We start from the raw sequence: 17,863 nt of genomic DNA, 5'->3' as shown, positions 1-17,863 counted from the left end.
CAAGGAGTTTTCCGTTTCGACTGCGCCGGAAGTGGGGCGAATTATAGACTTCCAGAATCTGCCGTCAACCCTTAATTTGCTTTTTCTATCAAAGGACCTGAAAACCGCCAACATGGCCCCTTAAAGGGTGTCGGAAAGGATAATTGAGCACTATATTGCTCAACAGCAAACACTTAAGCATCATAGCGCCCACGCTTCTATCAATATGACCTCGGACAAACACTTCCAATGACCACCTCCCCCCGCAGCCTGGCCTCGACATTGTTCCCCGTCGGCCTGCTGTTGATCGCCATGGCTTCCATCCAGTCCGGCGCCTCGCTGGCCAAGAGCATGTTTCCTATCGTCGGCGCACAAGGCACCACAGCCCTGCGTCTGATTTTCGCCAGCGTTATCATGCTGCTTCTCCTACGTCCTTGGCGCGCCAAGCTGACGGCCAAATCCCTGCGCACCGTCATCGTTTATGGGATGGCACTGGGTGGCATGAACTTCCTCTTCTATATGTCCTTGCGCAGCGTGCCTCTGGGTATCGCGGTCGCCCTCGAGTTTACCGGGCCGCTTGCCGTAGCCATCTATGCCTCTCGACGCGCAGTAGACTTCCTGTGGATTGTCCTCGCAATTATCGGCCTTCTCCTACTCATCCCCATGGGGGAAGCCAGCAGTGGCATCGATTTGCTCGGTGCTGGTTACGCGCTGGGTGCTGGTGTCTGCTGGGCGCTCTACATTCTATATGGGCAGAAAGCCGGTAATGACAACGGCGTCCAGACCGCCGCTCTTGGCGTGATGATCGCCGCATTGTTCGTCGCGCCTATCGGCATCGTCCATGCGGGCAGCGCATTGCTGACGCCTGCACTGATCCCGGTCGCGATCGGCGTCGCCATTCTGTCCACGGCTCTGCCTTACACGTTGGAAATGGTGGCACTGACGCGCCTCCCCGCCCGCACCTTCGGCACGCTGATGAGCATCGAACCCGCTTTCGGAGCTGTTTCCGGCCTTCTATTCCTACATGAGCACTTATCCATCGCGCAGTGGCTGGCAATCACCTGCATCATTCTGGCCTCCGTAGGTGCCACAGTGACGATGCGCAGCGAGTCAAAGCCGTTGGTTCCCGCGGATTGAATTCTGTTTGAATGTAGCTCTGGCATTTAGCACGCATTTAGGCCATGTTTAAGCCGCAAACGAATGTCATTCATGGAGAGTTTCGACAAGGACAGCGCGAACGCTACACCCGAGAGCGAGTAGAGCCTGCCTCTAACAGTGCGAGGCGGCTATTAAGGATAGGAATGAAGCGAATTTTGATACTGTTAATGGTCATGGCCATTGCTGGCTGCGCCGCGACCACCAAGACAGAAGTAAAACGTGGCAAAAAAGGGCTGCATATCAACTGTTCCGGCCTGTCCTCTTCCTGGGACCAGTGCTACACCAGTGCAACCAACTCCTGCGGCGTCAAGGGCTACCGGGTAATCGCAAAGTCCGGTGACAACTCCGAGGAACCAGGGGATTACCCCTTCGGCCTCAACCCTGCGGGCTACACCAGCCGCAGCATGATCGTCATCTGCAAGTAATCGCTCGAGCAGTCTCCCTGACTGCTCCTATTAAACGCCAGATACACATTCGGCCCTTCATTGACGCCAATCCATGCGGTATCGGCGACAGCCGGCCCCAGGCGAGGGCGTCGACTCTATGGCCGACGCCCTCGCCCAGGCTCCTGAACTGCAGCCGATCAGATAGCGGCAGTGCGTACCTGCAACCACTCCAGCGCGGCACCGCTGAGCAACGGGCTCAAACGCTCACGCACGTGCGCGTGGTAAGCGTTGAACCACTCACGTTCATCCGCCGTCAGCAGCGACGGTTCCAGGCAACGGGTATCGATCGGACACAAGGTCAGGGTTTCGAACTTGAGAAACTCACCGAACTCGGTCTCGCCCGCTTCGCGGTTCAGCACCAGGTTCTCGATGCGCACGCCCCAACGGCCCGGACGGTAAGTGCCCGGCTCGATGGAGGTGATCATCCCCGGCTGCATGGCCGTTTGCGGCGCGGTGGCGGCCTGATAGGCAATCACTTGCGGACCTTCATGCACATTGAGGAAATAGCCTACGCCATGCCCGGTACCGTGGCCGTAGTCCACGCCTTCAGCCCAGATCGGCGCGCGGGCAATGGCGTCCAGCAGCGGCGACAGAATTCCCTTCGGGAAATGTGCACGGGACAAGGCGATCACGCCCTTGAGTACGCGGGTGCAATCACGCTTCTGCTCGTCACTCGGCGTACCGATAGGCACCATCCGCGTGATATCGGTGGTGCCGCCCAGGTACTGGCCACCTGAATCGATCAGCAACAGGCCATCACCTTCGATCAGCGCATGTTCGTCTTCAGTGGCGTGATAATGCGGCATCGCACCATTGGCGTTATACGCGGCGATGGTGTTGAAACTCAGCGACACATAACCGGGGCGACGGGTGCGTGCCGCAGTCAGGTGCTCGTCAATGGTCAGCTCGGTGATGCGCTCGCGGCCCAGTGCACTGTCCAGCCAAGCGAAAAATTCGCACAGCGCCGCGCCATCCTGCTCCATTGCTTGGCGGATATGCTCCGCGTCGGCCAGGCTCTTGCGGGACTTGGCCAATGTGGTCGGGTTGAGTCCTTCGACCAGCTTGACGCCCGCATCGAGGTTTTCCAGCAAGCCCGCAGTGACGCGAGCCGGGTCGACCTGCAAACTGGCGCCTGCCGGTACCGCGCGCAATGCGTCAGCCACTTCGCTGTAGTCGCGCAGCGTCACGCCATCTTGCTCCAGCACGCCCCGCAGTTGCGCATCGACTTTGCTCAGCGCCACAAACAGCGTGGCCTGCTGTTGATTGATCAAGGCAAAGGACACAAACACCGGGTTAAACGAAACGTCTCCGCCGCGCAGGTTGAACAGCCAGGCGATGTCATCCAGGGTGGCGATGAAGTGCCAATCGGCGCCCTTCTCTTTCAAGGCGGCACGCAGTGAGGCGAGTTTTTCACCACGGCTGACGGTGGCTTGCGGTGGCAGGTGCTGATAGATAGGTTGGTTCGGCAAAGCCGGGCGGTCCCGCCAGACTTCATCCAGAAGATCGATATCAGTACGCAAGCGCGCACCACGCTCCGCCAACTTGCCGCCTAGAGTGCGCGCCGAGGCCACGGCCATCACCGCACCGTCGACCGCAACGACACCCCCTTCCGGCGTTTGCTCGGCCAGCCATTCCAGCGGACCGGGTTGACCCGGCTGCAGCTTGACCAATTCGATGCCGCTGCCCTTGAGCTCCTTGCTCGCCTGTTCCCAGTAGCGGCTATCGGCCCACACACCGGCGAAGTCCGCGGTGACAATCAATGTCCCCACCGAACCATGAAAGCCCGACAACCATTGCCGCCCCTGCCAGTAACCCGGCAAGTATTCGGACAAGTGCGGGTCGGCCGACGGCACCAGCAGGGCGTGAATGCCCTCGCGGCTCATCAGTTCACGGGTAAGCGCCAGGCGCTGGGGTACCGTTCCATGGGTCAAGGGCTGCGTACTCATTGTGTCTCCTGCTAACCACGAATAATTATTATGTGTTGCGATAAATGAATCAGACCGCCCAGAACGCCGGTGCACTGGCAAGGGTCGCTTTGATCAACTGCACAGCCTGATCGATATCCTGCTCGGTGGTAAACCGGCCCAGGCTCAAGCGAATGGTACGGCCGGCGCTGCGTGCATCATGGCCCAAGGCAAGCAACACATGGGACGGCGTATTGCTCGCCGAATTGCAGGCGGACGTCGCGGAAAACGCGATCCCCGCACTCAACGCAGCGGCATTGAATTCGCCTTCACTGAAGGTGAGGCTCAGGGTGTGTGGAATACGTTGTGTAGCGCTGCCATTGAGGCGCACGCCGGCAATCGATTCCAACTGATCCAGCAGACGCTGGCGCAAGGCAACGATCACGGCTTTTTCTTCAGCGAACGACGCCGCCGCCAAGGCGAACGCGGTGCCCATGCCGGCAATCTGATGAGTCGCCAACGTGCCGGAGCGCAGGCCGCCTTCGTGACCGCCGCCGTGAATCTGCGCCAGGACTTTCTGTTGCGCCCGTGGCCCGACATACAACGCGCCGATACCCTTGGGGCCATACAGCTTGTGCGCCGAAAACGACATCAGATCCACCGGCCACTGCGCCAGGTCGATCGCCACCTTGCCCGCGCCCTGCGCCGCATCCACATGCAGCAACGCGCCGTGTTCACGCACGCGAGCGCCAATGGCCGGGATGTCGTTGAGGGTGCCAAGCTCGTTATTCACCAGCATCAGCGACACCAGGAAGGTGTCCTCGCGCAGCGCTTCGCTGACCGCCTCGACGCTGATCAACCCATCGGCATCCGGCACCAGGTAGGTCACGGCTACGCCAGCTTCCTGCAGTTGCCGCGCGGTATCCAGGGTGGCCTTGTGTTCGATCTGGCTGGTGATGATATGCCCACCCGCCACGCCCCGCGCCTGGGCCACGCCCTTGATCGCAAGGTTGTTGGATTCCGTGGCGCCGGAGGTCCAGACGATTTGTTCAGGTTGGGCACCGACCAGCTCGGCCACCTGGCGACGCGCCTGTTCAACCGTTTGCCGGGCTGCTTGGCCGAACGCATGGGAACTGGACGCGGGGTTACCGAAATTGGCATTGAAGCCCAGGCACTCGACCATCACCTGGATGACCCGCTCATCCACCGGCGTGGTGGCGGCGTAGTCGAAATACAGCGGACGTTTATTCATGACGTTAGAAACTCGCAGAGCAGGTTCCCGAGAGCAGCGTCTCAGGGGCACGGACCGGGACAGAGGTCGTCAGGTTTAACCGATCGAATGCCATTAAAGAAGGACCACTTTATGTAAATGTGCGTAGGAACGCTCCTGAAATTCAGCTTAACAGGCTGAAGTCGCCCAATGGCAAACAAAAAGCCCGAGGTTTCTTAAGGGAAACCTCGGGCTTTTTGTCGCCAGGCGCGAACTCAACTCGGACGACCGTGCAAGGTCACGCTGCGCTCGGCATTCATTTCACCTTGGCGATCAAAGCCGAAGGGTTTCTGTGGCTGGCCGGTCAGTGCGGCGCGCTGCTGTTGGTATTCATCAAACGACAAACCACGGCGGCTCAATGCTTCCAGGGCCAACTGTTTGGTTTCTTCCGCCGTGTAGGGACGCAATTCAGGTGAAGGATGGTTCGCACATCCGGCAAGGACGGAGCTGACAATCAATAAGGAAACAGCGAGGAATCGGTTCATGGCGGTAGCCCTGCAAAGGAGGTTTCGAGTCAATGAACACAGGCTACTCCGGCCCCTGCACGCTGAAAAATCACCTCCCGTGATAGTTGCTATCAACCGCTTAAGCACCTTCGATAGCTCCACCTTTATATTTCTTTATGATCTATAAATATGGAAATACGTTCATTTACGGAATAAAACTAACCCTCTATAAATGTCGCTACACAGCAACGACACTGTTGCCCACGCAACTGTTGCCCACCCAACAGTCATTCAACAAATCACCAGGCAGCCAACAGCAGCAGTTTTCAGCAGTGAGCCTGCAACCCACGCCAATCAAGGCCTGCACCCGTTGGTACAGCTCTTGCTCAACAGGTTGCAACCCACCTGCTATGAACCACTGTTGAAAAAGGAACTGTTCATGACACGTCCACTGAATGTCGTTGCCCTCTCCGGCGGAACCTGGCGTCCGTCCCGCACCCTGGTGCTGACCCAGGCTGTGCTGGCTGAACTGGCCACGTTGCTGCCGATCCAGACCACCCTGATCGAATTGGGCGACATCGCCCGGCCGCTGGGCGGTGCACTGTCGCGCGATGAACTGCCCACTGAAGTCGAAGCGCAACTGTTGGCTATCGAACAGGCCGACCTGCTGATCGTCGCCGCACCGGTCTATCGCGGGTCCTACCCAGGCTTGCTCAAGCATTTGTTCGACCTGATCGGCCTCAATGCGCTGATCAACACACCGGTATTGCTCGCAGCCACGGGCGGCAGCGAACGCCACGCACTGGTCCTCGATCATCAGTTACGACCGCTGTTCAGCTTCTTCCAGGCGCTGACCCTGCCGATCGGCGTCTACGCCACCGAGGCTGACTTCACCGACTACCAGATAACCAGCGAACTCTTAAAAGCCCGTATTCAACTCGCGGCAGAACGTGCAGCGCCTTTGTTCGCTGCGCACTCCCCCTCTCTGCTGAAAATTGCGTAAGGATTTGTCATGGATGTTTTCTGGTTTCTGCCCACTCACGGCGACGGTCATTACCTGGGCACGACCCAAGGTGCACGGCCAGTCACTCTCAATTACCTCAAGCAAGTCGCCCAGGCCGCTGACAGCCTGGGTTACTACGGCGTATTGATTCCGACCGGGCGCTCGTGCGAAGACTCCTGGGTGATCGCCTCCGCGCTGGTGCCGCTGACCGAGCGCCTGCGTTACCTGGTGGCGATTCGTCCGGGCATCATCTCGCCCACGGTCTCGGCGCGCATGGCGGCGACCCTTGATCGCCTGTCCAACGGTCGTCTGCTGATCAACGTGGTTACCGGCGGTGACCCTGACGAAAACCGTGGCGATGGCAGCTTCCTCGATCACAGCGAACGCTACGAAGTCTCCGACGAATTCCTACAGATATGGCGCCGCGTGTTGCAGGGCGAATCGGTGGATTTCGAAGGCAAACACCTGCGTGTACAGAATGCCAAGGCGCTTTACCCCCCGGTGCAGAAGCCTTATCCACCGCTGTATTTCGGCGGGTCCTCTGACGCCGCCCACGATCTCGCCGCCGAGCAGGTCGATGTATACCTGACCTGGGGCGAACCGCCCGCCGCCGTTGCGGAAAAACTCGCGGATGTCCGCGAGCGCGCCGCACGCCGCGGGCGCACCGTGAAGTTCGGCATCCGTCTGCATGTGATCGTTCGCGAGACCGAAGAAGAGGCTTGGAAAGCCGCCGACAAGCTGATCGAGCACATCAGCGACGACACCATCGCGGCCGCGCAAAAATCCTTCTCGCGTTTTGATTCCGAAGGCCAGCGCCGCATGGCCGCCCTGCACGACGGGCGCCGCGACAACCTGGAAATCGCCCCCAACCTGTGGGCCGGCGTCGGACTGGTACGCGGCGGTGCCGGTACCGCGTTGGTCGGCAACCCGCAACAAGTCGCCGAGCGCATCAAGGAATACGCCGACCTAGGCATCGAAAGCTTCATTTTCTCCGGCTACCCGCACCTGGAAGAGGCTTATCGCTTTGCCGAGTTTGTGTTCCCACTGCTACCGGAACCCTATGCCAGCCTTGCTGGGCGCGGCATTACCAACCTCACTGGCCCGTTCGGCGAAATGATCGCCAACGATGTGTTGCCAACAACAAAGGCCTGAATGCAATGAGATCGACCAAATCATTGAGGAACACCGCGTGACAGCCACCCCCCACAGCGTCCTGCCGTCTCCTTTGCAGACTGCCAAACTGCTGGCCGCTGAATTCGCCCTCACCGCCGTCGAACGTGACGAACGCGCAGGCACGCCCAAAGCCGAACGCGATGCCCTGCGCCAGAGCGGCCTGCTGGCCCTGAGTATTCCCACCCAATACGGCGGGCTCGGCGCACGCTGGAGCGACACCTTGGGCATCGTGCGCGAGTTCGCCAAGGTCGACAGTTCCATTGCGCATGTCTTCGGTTTTCACCACCTGATGCTCGCCACCGTGCGCCTGTTTTCGCGCCCGGACCAATGGCAACCCTGGTTCGAACAGACCGCACGCAAAAACTGGTTCTGGGGCAACGCCCTCAACCCACTGGACACGCGCACGGTGGTCAAGGATTTCGGCGGCTGGCGCGAGTTCTCCGGCAAAAAGAGCTTCTGCTCCGGCGCCAGTGACTCGGAAATGCTGATCGCCTCGGCGGTGGATGAAACCGCCGGCGGCAAGCTGCTGATCGCGGCCATCCCCAGCGGTCGCAGCGGCATCACTTTGCACAACGACTGGAACAATATTGGCCAGCGCCAGACCGACAGCGGCAGCGCCAGCTTCGAGCGGGTACGCGTCGAAGAATCGGAACTGCTGCTCGACCCAGGCCCGCTGAGCACACCTTTCGCCTGTCTGCGCCCGTTGATCGCGCAGTTGACGTTCACGCATATGTTCCTCGGTATTGCCGAAGGCGCTTTCGAAGAAGCGCGCAACTACACGCTCACCGAGACCCGCTCGTGGCATAAGTCCAGCGCCGAAGACGTGCGCCAGGACCCTTACGTGCTGCACCACTACGGCGAATTCTGGGTCGCCCTGGAAGGTGTGCGCCTGTTGGTGGAACGCGCTGCCGAGTTGCTCGACCACGCCTGGGCGAAGGGCCCGAACCTCAGCGAAAGCGAGCGCGGCCAACTGGCTATCGCCATTGCCACCGCCAAAGTTGCCGCGACCCGCCAAGGCCTGGACCTGTGCAGCCGTCTGTTCGAAGTCACTGGCGCGCGCGCAACCCATGCATCGCTGCGCCTGGACCGTCATTGGCGCAACCTGCGCACGCAAACCCTGCACGACCCGGTGGACTACAAGCTCCATGAACTGGGGGATTGGGCGTTGAACCAATCCCTGCCGATTCCGACGTTCTATTCCTAAGAGAGGTGCCCATGCAGCTTTTGACCCTACCGCCCTCGCCCGCCCTCGCGACGTCGATCCGCGCCACGGCCCAGGTCTTCGAAGACCCCAAATCCCAGGCGCTGCTCGACCACATCCAGCAAGTGGCGCCCAGCGAAGCCAGCGTGCTTATCATCGGCGAGACCGGGACCGGTAAAGAGCTGGTGGCACGGCATATTCACAACCTCAGCGCGCGACGCAACCGGCCGTTCGTGGCGGTGAACTGCGGGGCGTTCTCCGAATCGTTGGTGGAAGCCGAACTGTTCGGCCATGAAAAAGGCGCCTTCACCGGTGCCCTCAGCGCCAAGGCCGGCTGGTTCGAAGAGGCCGACGGCGGCACCTTGTTCCTGGACGAGATCGGCGATTTGCCGATGGCGATCCAAGTCAAGCTGCTGCGCGTCCTACAGGAACGCGAAGTCGTGCGCCTGGGTTCGCGCAAGAGCATTGCGATTGATGTGCGTGTGCTTGCCGCCACCAACGTGCAACTGGAAAAAGCCATCAACGCCGGGCATTTCCGCGAGGACCTCTACTACCGCCTCGACGTGGTCAGCCTGGAACTCAGCCCGTTGCGCGAGCGGCCCGGCGATATCCTGCCGCTGACCCGGCACTTCATCGACGCCTACAGCCAGCGCCTGGGCTACGGCCCGATCACCATCAGCCGCGAGGCCGAGCACAAGCTCAAAAGCTACAGTTGGCCGGGCAATATCCGCGAGCTGGAAAACGTGATCCACCACACGCTGTTGATCTGCCGCAACGGCGTGATCGAACGCGACGATTTGCGCCTGTCGAACATGCGCATCGAGCGCCAGGACGACAGCCAGCACAGCACCGACAACAGCGCCGAAGCCTTGCTGGCGCGCGCCTTCCAGAAACTCTTCGAGGAACAGGCCGGCGCCCTGCATGAAAAAGTCGAGGATGCCCTGCTACGCGCTGCTTATCGTTTCAGCCATTACAACCAAGTGCACACCGCCAACCTGCTGGGCTTGAGCCGCAACGTCACGCGCACGCGCCTGATCAAGATCGGCGAGCTGGCGGTGAACAAGCGCCGCCCTGGCGAAAACGTGCAGGGCGAACGCATGTTGCATCTATCCATTTAGGCGGCAATGCAGCGCGTTGTCATGGCTGCGCTCGAAACTGCGCAGCACCTGGAACGAACCAAAGGTCACGGCCGTGGCCTGGTGGGCGCGAATCAACGCCCAGAAATCTTCTTCGCCATGCTCAAAGCATTTGAAGGCCGCCTCGCCGTCCTCGCGCGAGCGCCATTGCAAGTAATTGAGCACCCGGCGCCCGTCGTCGCTGACCTGCACACTCGCATTGATAAAGCCGCCATGGCCCTGGGCCAGGCGCTCGCTTTGGGTGGACAGGGCCGCCACCAGCGCCCTTTGTTGCCGGGGCTCGATCTGAAATTCGATCAATTGAGTGAAGCTGCGATTTTTCTCTGATACCTGCATGAACACTCCCCTTTCTCTGTAGGCGGAATCTTGCGATTCGATGCCACGCAGGGTAAAACCTCTAGTTAAGTCAAGGTCAAGCGTTGTTTGGGAGTTTTTCATGCTGAACAAGGAACTCACCGTCGGCCAACTCGCCGCCCGCAGTGGTGTGGCCGTCACGGCGTTGCATTTCTACGAGACCAAGGGGCTGATCAAGAGTAATCGCAATGCCGGTAACCAACGGCGTTATCCACGGGATGTGTTGCGGCGCGTGGTGGTAATCAAGATCGCCCAGCGCCTGGGGATTCCGCTGGCAACGATTGGCGAAGCGTTGCAGGCGTTGCCGGAGGGGCGCACACCCAACGCCCGGGATTGGGAACGCTTATCGGCGCTATGGCGGGAAGACCTGGATGAGCGCATCAACAAGCTGACGCTGCTGCGCGACACACTCAATGGCTGTATTGGCTGTGGGTGCTTGTCGATGGAGGCGTGTCCGTTGCGCAATCAGGGCGACAAGCTCGGTGAGTGCGGTCCGGGCGCCCAACTGCTGGAGCCCACTCCACACCGCTGACCCGTTCCCAGTGCTTGGAGAGCACCGCGCCGGTTGCCTACAGGCCGCGCAATACGTGGCCTGTAGTGAAAAAGCCGTCCCTCCGCCACCACCGTCAAGGAGAACGATAGCGAGCCATGGAGAGGTTCAAGCAAAGCTGAGATCGGCTGAACACCACACACATTAACGGTGGGAGCGACGCACCGCCGCTCCCACAGGTGACCTCCATTGCTGGAAAGATCGAGTCGTCACTCACCGCGCCCACACACTTCATGAACACCCCCTCCACGCTTTCGCCCTTGCCCCGAACGCCGCGTGATTCCAGGATGCAAGCACTCATCACAAGGAGTCATTCCATGTTCGCCGGATTCCAGAAAGACCAGTGCCACGTCAACGGCGTCAGCATCAGTTACCGCACAGGCGGTACAGGTCCCGGCCTGCTCCTGTTGCACGGGCACCCGCAAACCCACGTTATCTGGCACAAAGTCGCCGAGCAACTGGCTGAACACTTCACGGTAGTGGCTGCCGACCTGCGCGGCTATGGCGACAGCAGCAAACCGCCCGCCAATGACGATCACTCCAACTATTCGAAACGGGAAATGGCCCGCGACAGCGTGGAGCTGATGAAAGCCCTTGGCTTCGAACAGTTCTCGGTGCTGGCCCACGACCGTGGCGCCCGCGTGGCCCATCGCCTGGCCCTGGACCATGCGGCCACCGTGCAACGTATGGTGCTGTTGGATATCGCCCCCACCCTCTCGATGTATGCGCAAACCGACGAAGCCTTCGCCCGCGCCTACTGGCACTGGTTCTTCCTGATCCGCCCGGCGCCGCTGCCGGAGGCCTTGATCGAGAGCAACCCGGAGTTGTACCTGCGCAGCGTAATGGGCAGCCGCAGTGCCGGGCTCAAGCCGTTCACCGATGAAGCCTTCGCCGAATACCTGCGTTGCCTGAAACTGCCGGGCACCGCCACCGGCATCTGCGAAGACTACCGTGCCGCTGCCGGTATCGACCTTGAGCACGACCAGGCGGACATCGACGCCGGCCATCACCTGAACCTGCCGCTGCTGGTGATGTGGGGCGCCGAAGGCACCGTCGGCCGCTGTTTCGAGCCGCTCAAGGAATGGCAGAAAGTCGCCACTGATGTGCGCGGCAAGGCCTTGCCGGCCGGCCATTACATCGCCGAAGAAGCCCCAGAGTTGTTGCTGGGCGAAGTCCTGAGCTTCCTGCGCTGAGCCGTGTCCAGCGCAATGCTATTCTGGCGGCTCATGCCGCCACGCTTGTGTCTGATGACGAATAAGAAAGATACCGTGCCCCTACCCGAAGACCTGCGGGTGTTCCTGACCGTGATCCGCAAGGCCGGCTTCGCTGCGGCAGCTGATGAGCTCGGGTTGTCGCCTGCGTATGTCAGCAAGCGCATCCAGATCCTTGAAACCACCCTGGCCACCCGCCTGCTGCACCGCACCAGCCGGCGCATCGCCCTGACCGAAGACGGTGAGCGGGTGCAGCGCTGGGCCGTGCGCATCCTGGAAGACTTCCAGCAACTTTCCGATGAACTCAGCGACGCGCATCACAGCCCGCGTGGCCGCCTGCATATCTGCAGCACGTTCGGCTTTGGCCGCAACCATGTGGCGCCTGCCCTGTCGTTGCTGGCCGAGCAGTACCCGGACCTGGAGATCCGCCTGGACCTGCTCGACCGTGTGGTCGATATCGTCAGCGAAGGTTTCGACCTGGAGATCCGCGTGGGCGACGACATCCCCGGCCAGCACATCGGCCGTCGACTGGTGAGCAACCGTCGCGTGCTATGCGCCGCCCCGGCGTATCTGCAACGACGCGGCACACCGCACCAATTGAGCGACCTGGAGCAGCACGACTGCCTGGTCCTCAAGGAGCGCGACAACGCGTTTGGCATCTGGAACCTGGAACACGACGGCGCCCAGGAAAGCGTGCGCGTGCGGGGGCCGCTGTCGTCGAACAATGGCGAAATTGTGTTGCAGTGGGCGTTGGATGGGCGCGGGGTGTTATTGCGTTCGATGTGGGATGTAAAGCCGCTGCTGGAGCAAGGCCAGCTGGTGCAGGTGCTGCACGGTTATACCCAGAGCGCCAACGTGTGGGCGGTGTACCCGACTCGCTTGGCGTATTCCGGGAGGCTGCGCGCCTGCGTGGAGTTTTTGCAGGCACACTTCAAGGGGCTCTCAATCTGAGGTCACAAACCCAATCAAAAATGTGGGAGGGGGCTTGCCCCCGATTGCAGGGTGTCAGTCACTCAAAAGTTGACTGACCCACCGCCATCGGGGGCAAGCCCCCTCCCACATTTGGATTTAAGTGTGTCAGTTGAGCCAGGGATTGGCTTGCAGGTGGCGTTGTTCGAACGCTTTGATTTGCTCGCTGCGTTGTAACGTACTGCCGATGGCATCCAGGCCAAGCAACAACGCCGTCTTGCGCAGGGTATCGATCTGGAACGGGATCACCTGGCCATCCGCCAAATGGATCTGCTGGACTTCAAGGTCGATACTGATCTGCGCCTGTTTCGCCTGGCTGACAGCCTTGCCCAACGACTGCAACACCGCCTCGTCCAGGGTAATCAACAGCACCCCGTTACGCTGGCAATTGTCATAGAAGATCCCGGCAAAGCTGCTGCCGATCAAGGCGCGGATGCCCATTTGCTTCAGCCCCCATACCGCATGCTCACGGCTGGAGCCGCAACCGAAGTTCGGCCCTACCACCATGAAACGTGCGCCCTGCCAGGCCGGCTGGTTCAGCACGAACTCGGGGTTGGGCTCGCCGGACGGTAAGAAGCGCAGGTCGAAGAACAGCCCCCGGTCCAGGCCATTGCGGTCAATGCCCTTGAGGAACTGCTTGGGCATGATCACATCGGTGTCGATATTGGCCGCCAGCATCGGCGCGGCCTTGCCGGTGACCAGAATGAAGGGTTGCAAGCTCATGGGCGCGCTCCAAAGTGGCGGACATCTGTGAGGCGGCCGGTAATGGCGGCAGCGGCAACCATCGCCGGGCTCATCAGGTGGGTGCGTGCGCCCGCACCCTGGCGGCCTTCGAAGTTGCGGTTGGTGCTGGAGGCGCAGCGATCGCCGGGGGCCAGCACATCGTCGTTCATCGCCAGGCACATCGAGCAGCCGGACTGGCGCCATTCAAAGCCGGCGTCGATAAAAATCGCTGCCAACCCTTCGGCTTCGGCCTGGTCACGCACTTCGGTGGAGCCCGGCACGATCATCGCCCGTACGTGCTCGGCCACCTGCTTGCCGCGCACCACGCGGGCGGCGTCGCGCAGGTCTTCGATGCGGGCGTTGGTGCAGGAGCCGATAAACGCATGGCTGATGACGATATCGCTCAACGGCATGCCGGCTTCCAGGCCCATGTAGCTGAGGGCGCGGCGCATGTCCTGGCGCAGGATCAGGTCGCTGACCTCCTGCGGGTCGGGCACGCGGGCGCCAATGGGTGCGACTTGGTCGGGGCTGGTGCCCCAGGTGACCATGGGTTCCAGGGTGGCGACGTCGAGTTGCACCTCCTGGTCGAAGACCGCGTTGGCATCCGAGTGCAGCAAGCGCCAGCCCACCAGCGCCTGCTCCCACAGCGCGCCGTGTGGCGCGCGCGGCTTGCCCTTGAGGTAGGCGAAGACTTTTTCGTCCGGCGCCATGAACGCGCCGCGCGCCCCGGCTTCCACCGCCATGTTGCAGAGGGTCATGCGCGCCTCGACGCTCAGCGCATCGACAGTGGCGCCGCAAAACTCAATGGCATAACCGGTGGCTCCCGAGGCGCCGATCTTGCCGATCAGCGCCATGATCACGTCCTTGGACGTCAGGCCTGGCGCCAGGTCGCCGTATACGCTCACGCGCATGGTTTTCAGGCGCTTGTAGACCAGGGTCTGGGAAGCCAGCAGGTGTTCGATTTCCGAGGTACCGATGCCAAAACCGAAGGCCCCCAGGGCGCCGTACGTGGTGGTGTGGCTGTCGCCGGCGGCAATCACCATGCCCGGCAGGATAAAGCCCTGTTCCGGAGCGACCACGTGTTCGATGCCTTGGCGCTTGTCGAGGATGTCCAGCAGTTCGATGCCGAAGTCGCGGCAATTCTCCGCCAGGTAAGACACTTGCCGCGCGCCGCCGGCATCCGGCATCGCCGCTATGCGCTTGGGCGTAGTCGGGTTCACATGGTCGACCACCGCCAGCGCCGTGCCTGGGCGCCAAACGTTGCGCCCGGCCTCACGCAGGCCGCTGAAGGCCTGGGGGCTGGTGTACTCGTTGATCACCTGGCGATCTATATAAAGCAGGACATGGCCCTGGTCATCCAGGGCACACACCGTGTGGGAATCGATGTGTTTGTCGTAGAGGGTTCTGGCAGTCATGTTCCTGGGCTCACTTTTGTAGGCGCTCGCTCAACGGCATGCGCCCATCCTACGCAGCCGCCCCGCCCCATCAATGCCGCCAGGGTGATGGCTTGGAACATGTTTCGTGTTCGATCGAGGCGTTAAAGCGCCCTGAATGTGAACCTGAAACATTTTCTTTCATATACGCCTTAGGGATTTCTCATTCTCATCCGTCTTAACTTAGATACAGCCTGTCGCGTCAGCAAAAGCTACGACTGGCCTTTTTCGGGCCTTCACTGCCCCCCTCCGATCAAGACCCTCATTCACATGTCGAAGAAGTCGCGCTCCAAACTCTGGTTTCTCGTGCATAGCTGGCTGGCATTGCCCATCTGGTTCTTTGTACTGATCGTCTGCGTCACCGGCACCCTGGCGGTGGTCAGCCAGGAGATCGTCTGGCTGGCCAACCCGGATATCCGTGCGAGCAAACCGTCGGATGACGCCGAACCGCTGAGCTTTGACCAGGTGATCGCCGCGATCAAGCGTGACGAGCCCCAGGTGATCGTCCGCTCGATCATCCGCCCCGACGAATCGCACTTTGCACTCAGCGTCGGCCTGAGCTACCCCGACGGGCGTTCGGTCGAGGCTTACGCCAACCCCTACACCGGCGCGATCCAGGGCATCAGCCCGGCATTCAACTTCCAGCAATTCACGCGCGCACTGCACGGCTGGTGGCTGGTGCCGTTTACCAACGGCTATAGCTGGGGCTGGTACCTGGTGTCCTTCCTCGGCTTGCCGTTGTTGGCGTCACTGGTCACCGGGCTGGTGGTGTACAAGCGGTTCTGGAAAGGTTTTTTCCGGCCGACCCTGCGTATCCGCCACGGAGCGCGGATCTTCTGGGGCGACTTCCACCGCCTGAGCGGCATCTGGTCGATCTGGTTTATCGCGGTTATCTCGATTACCGGCACCTGGTTCCTGATCCAGGCATTCCTTGGGGACAACCAGATCTCCATCTCCAGCGAGCCGATTGTCCCGGTGATTGCCCGCGAGAAAGTGCCGACTTCCGCCCCTGGCGTACCGGCGCCCATGATCCCGCTCGACGACGCCATCAAGATCGCGACCCAACGCATTCCGGGCCTGGACGCAACGTTCGCGTTCCTGCCGCTCAACGCCTACAGCCATCTGCAGATTGGCGGGCGCGGTTGGTACCCGCTGATGTTCCAGACCGCGCAACTGAACCCCTATAACGGTGAAATCGCCGTCTCGCACCTGCTCTCCGACCGCACCACCCTGGAGTTCGTCACCGAATCCATGCGCCCCCTGCACACCGGCGACTTCGGTGGCCTGTGGATCAAGCTGATCTGGGCATTTTTTGGCCTGGTACTGAGCATGATGGTGTTGAGTGGCCTGCTGATCTGGACCAAGCGCACCGCCCTGGCAACGCTCAATGCGCTCAAGCGTGAAGCCAAGGCCCAACACAAGCCCATTGCCATCCCGGCCATGCAGGCTGAAACCTCGGAGGCCCACCGATGAGCAAGGTCGCTGCTGTACCGCCGTCGCCGTTGCGCGCCTTCTGGCTGAAATGGCGCTTCCATATCAATGTGCTGCTGTTGCTGGTGCCCCTGGGCTTCATGCCCAAGTACTTCGCCGATGCGGCGCTGTTTCGCGGCGATGCCGGTATCGGCGAGCGCGTGGCCGGCGAAGTGCAGGTCGGGCCCTGGAGCCTGACCCTCGCGGAATTTCGCAATGAAGGCCCGAGCCCCGACCCGGCCGGCCCGATGAAGTTTTTCAACGCATCCCTGTGCGACACCTGCGCCAACCAGGTCAAGGCCACCTACCTGCGTATCGGCAAACCGCGCAGCCTGCGGGCCGCTGGGGTGATCTTCTTCGGCACGCCGTACCGCATGGGCGCCGCCCTGCCGATTCCGGAACGCACGCCAGCCGATGCTGAAGTCTGGATCACCATGGAAGGCTGGGACGGCAGCATGCACCAGGGTTCCATCCCGTTGAGCCAGGCCTCGCCTGCCACTATTGCCTGGCTGAACAAGCAAGGAGTTAAACCATGACTTTGATGCGCCTGACCCGCGCCTGCGGCGTGCTGTTGCTGAGCGCCGGTTTCAGTACCGTCGCCCTGGCCCACAACCCGATGTGCGAGTGCAAGGAAATCCCCGGCGAGCAGATCCAGTGCAAAGGCGGTTTCTCCGACGGCAGCGGCGCGCCCGGCGTGACCCTGGATGTGATCGGCTACGACGAAACCATCCTGCTGCCCGGCAAGCTTGGCGAGGACTCCACGCTGACCTTCAAGAAGCCGTCCGCCGAGTTCTATGTGCTGTTTGATGCAGGCCCCGGCCACGTGGTGGAAATCGACCAAGCGGATATCCAGCCACAATGAGTACCACACAGGTTGTACGCCCCGCCGGTGCCGGTCACGAAACCCTCTACGTGCTGTTGTTGTGCCTGATCATCCTGGCGGTGGCGGGTTCGGTGATCGCGCTGCACGGTGAATCCCAGGAAGTGGCGGCCGTCCCCAGCCATCAATTGGACGCCCGCCGCGACCTGAGCGCCGCCGAGCAAGGCATCTACGCCGACCTTCGGGTGACCCTGGATGAGATCCAGCTCTTGCAGCAGGAGCAAAGCGCGCTGCCCAGCCCGGCGCAACTGGCCGAAGAAGGCTTCGCGCCGTTTGCCCAGGACGCCAGCTCGGTCAGCCGTGGTGATCATCGTTGGCAATTGCTGGCCCCCTCGGCCTACCTGGGCTTGAGCCAGGCGCCGGGTACCAGCGGCTCGCTGCTGATGCGCGTGCACGGTGCCGAGCCGGATATCTGGCTCAACCGCCAAGCCAACCTCGCCGCCCCTTCCGACCTCTCTGACCAGGCCCTGATCGCAGCCGGCTGGAAGCAGGTGGTCGCGCAATTCGATGCCGGCGTCACTCGCCAGCACCGCCACTGAACGAGAAGACCGATTGCC

General features: G+C 61.3%; 19 protein-coding genes. 13 read left to right on the top strand and 6 right to left on the bottom strand.

The window, feature by feature from the left end; all coding sequences use genetic code 11:
- The first annotated feature begins 228 nt into the window (after positions 1–228).
- Positions 229–1,116 (top strand): threonine/homoserine exporter RhtA, encoded by an 888-nt coding sequence (gene rhtA / locus AC3ZU9_RS25900; RefSeq protein ID WP_012723308.1) that lies wholly within the window; start codon positions 229–231, stop codon positions 1,114–1,116.
- Between the two features lie 164 nt (positions 1,117–1,280).
- A complete protein-coding gene (locus AC3ZU9_RS25895) occupies positions 1,281–1,562 on the top strand; it encodes a hypothetical protein (protein WP_012723307.1) in 282 nt (93 codons plus the stop codon).
- Positions 1,563–1,720: 158 nt separating this feature from the next.
- On the opposite strand, the gene AC3ZU9_RS25890 is transcribed toward AC3ZU9_RS25895, so the two are convergent.
- From AC3ZU9_RS25890 to AC3ZU9_RS25880, 3 genes are all read right to left on the bottom strand, one after another.
- Complete coding sequence (locus tag AC3ZU9_RS25890; protein ID WP_490091527.1) at positions 1,721–3,529, bottom strand: aminopeptidase P family protein; 1,809 nt, start codon at positions 3,527–3,529, stop codon at positions 1,721–1,723.
- A 49-nt stretch (positions 3,530–3,578) separates the two neighbouring features.
- Positions 3,579–4,739 carry a cysteine desulfurase family protein gene (locus AC3ZU9_RS25885; protein WP_012723305.1) on the bottom strand — a complete coding sequence of 387 codons (1,161 nt, stop codon included), beginning with the start codon at positions 4,737–4,739 and terminating at the stop codon, positions 3,579–3,581.
- A gap of 233 nt (positions 4,740–4,972) precedes the next feature.
- Positions 4,973–5,242 carry a hypothetical protein gene (locus tag AC3ZU9_RS25880; RefSeq protein ID WP_064052260.1) on the bottom strand — a complete coding sequence of 90 codons (270 nt, stop codon included), beginning with the start codon at positions 5,240–5,242 and terminating at the stop codon, positions 4,973–4,975.
- A 400-nt stretch (positions 5,243–5,642) separates the two neighbouring features.
- On the opposite strand from AC3ZU9_RS25880, the gene msuE reads away from it, so the two are divergent.
- From msuE to AC3ZU9_RS25860, 4 genes are read left to right on the top strand one after another with little or no spacing between them, the layout of a single operon-like run.
- Entirely contained in the window at positions 5,643–6,206 is a 564-nt protein-coding gene (gene msuE, locus AC3ZU9_RS25875; protein WP_093546696.1) for an FMN reductase, read from the top strand.
- 9 nt (positions 6,207–6,215) lie between these two features.
- Positions 6,216–7,358 (top strand): FMNH2-dependent alkanesulfonate monooxygenase, encoded by a 1,143-nt coding sequence (gene ssuD, locus AC3ZU9_RS25870; RefSeq protein ID WP_490091526.1) that lies wholly within the window; start codon positions 6,216–6,218, stop codon positions 7,356–7,358.
- Positions 7,359–7,395: 37 nt separating this feature from the next.
- A complete protein-coding gene (locus tag AC3ZU9_RS25865) occupies positions 7,396–8,583 on the top strand; it encodes an acyl-CoA dehydrogenase family protein (protein WP_046036546.1) in 1,188 nt (395 codons plus the stop codon).
- A gap of 11 nt (positions 8,584–8,594) precedes the next feature.
- Positions 8,595–9,698, top strand: a complete 1,104-nt coding sequence (locus tag AC3ZU9_RS25860) for a sigma-54 interaction domain-containing protein (RefSeq protein WP_490091525.1) — start codon at positions 8,595–8,597, stop codon at positions 9,696–9,698.
- On the opposite strand, the gene AC3ZU9_RS25855 is transcribed toward AC3ZU9_RS25860, so the two are convergent.
- Entirely contained in the window at positions 9,687–10,052 is a 366-nt protein-coding gene (locus AC3ZU9_RS25855) for an antibiotic biosynthesis monooxygenase (protein ID WP_490091524.1), read from the bottom strand. The two genes, AC3ZU9_RS25860 and AC3ZU9_RS25855, sit on opposite strands and share 12 nt — an antisense overlap.
- A gap of 100 nt (positions 10,053–10,152) precedes the next feature.
- Between AC3ZU9_RS25855 and soxR the strand changes: the two genes are divergently transcribed.
- From soxR to AC3ZU9_RS25840, 3 genes are all read left to right on the top strand, one after another.
- Entirely contained in the window at positions 10,153–10,602 is a 450-nt protein-coding gene (gene soxR / locus AC3ZU9_RS25850) for a redox-sensitive transcriptional activator SoxR (protein ID WP_012723299.1), read from the top strand.
- A gap of 335 nt (positions 10,603–10,937) precedes the next feature.
- Positions 10,938–11,813 (top strand): alpha/beta fold hydrolase, encoded by an 876-nt coding sequence (locus AC3ZU9_RS25845; RefSeq protein ID WP_490091523.1) that lies wholly within the window; start codon positions 10,938–10,940, stop codon positions 11,811–11,813.
- A 54-nt stretch (positions 11,814–11,867) separates the two neighbouring features.
- Positions 11,868–12,782, top strand: coding sequence for a LysR substrate-binding domain-containing protein (locus AC3ZU9_RS25840; RefSeq protein WP_490091522.1), 915 nt, complete (start codon positions 11,868–11,870; stop codon positions 12,780–12,782).
- A gap of 126 nt (positions 12,783–12,908) precedes the next feature.
- On the opposite strand, the gene leuD is transcribed toward AC3ZU9_RS25840, so the two are convergent.
- On the bottom strand, positions 12,909–13,523 hold the full coding sequence (leuD, locus tag AC3ZU9_RS25835; RefSeq protein WP_490091521.1) for a 3-isopropylmalate dehydratase small subunit: 615 nt from the start codon (positions 13,521–13,523) through the stop codon (positions 12,909–12,911).
- On the bottom strand, positions 13,520–14,938 hold the full coding sequence (gene leuC / locus AC3ZU9_RS25830) for a 3-isopropylmalate dehydratase large subunit (RefSeq protein WP_046036539.1): 1,419 nt from the start codon (positions 14,936–14,938) through the stop codon (positions 13,520–13,522). The genes leuD and leuC overlap by 4 nt, the downstream gene beginning before the upstream one ends.
- 288 nt (positions 14,939–15,226) lie before the next feature.
- Here leuC and AC3ZU9_RS25825 point away from each other — a divergent pair, with 288 nt between their 5' ends.
- From AC3ZU9_RS25825 to AC3ZU9_RS25810, 4 genes are read left to right on the top strand one after another with little or no spacing between them, the layout of a single operon-like run.
- The gene (locus tag AC3ZU9_RS25825) at positions 15,227–16,429 is read left to right on the top strand and encodes a PepSY-associated TM helix domain-containing protein (RefSeq protein ID WP_102061092.1); all 1,203 of its coding nucleotides are present in this window, start codon (positions 15,227–15,229) and stop codon (positions 16,427–16,429) included.
- Positions 16,426–16,962, top strand: coding sequence for a hypothetical protein (locus tag AC3ZU9_RS25820; RefSeq protein WP_046036537.1), 537 nt, complete (start codon positions 16,426–16,428; stop codon positions 16,960–16,962). Before AC3ZU9_RS25825 ends, AC3ZU9_RS25820 begins: the two co-directional genes overlap by 4 nt.
- Positions 16,959–17,288, top strand: coding sequence for a hypothetical protein (locus AC3ZU9_RS25815; RefSeq protein ID WP_012723292.1), 330 nt, complete (start codon positions 16,959–16,961; stop codon positions 17,286–17,288). The genes AC3ZU9_RS25820 and AC3ZU9_RS25815 overlap by 4 nt, the downstream gene beginning before the upstream one ends.
- Positions 17,285–17,845 carry a DUF6162 family protein gene (locus tag AC3ZU9_RS25810; protein WP_122810609.1) on the top strand — a complete coding sequence of 187 codons (561 nt, stop codon included), beginning with the start codon at positions 17,285–17,287 and terminating at the stop codon, positions 17,843–17,845. The genes AC3ZU9_RS25815 and AC3ZU9_RS25810 overlap by 4 nt, the downstream gene beginning before the upstream one ends.
- The last annotated feature ends 18 nt before the right edge of the window (positions 17,846–17,863 follow it).

It is taken from the genome of Pseudomonas sp. A39 (assembly GCF_058145955.1).
This window is presented reverse-complemented; position numbering and strand designations above follow the sequence as displayed.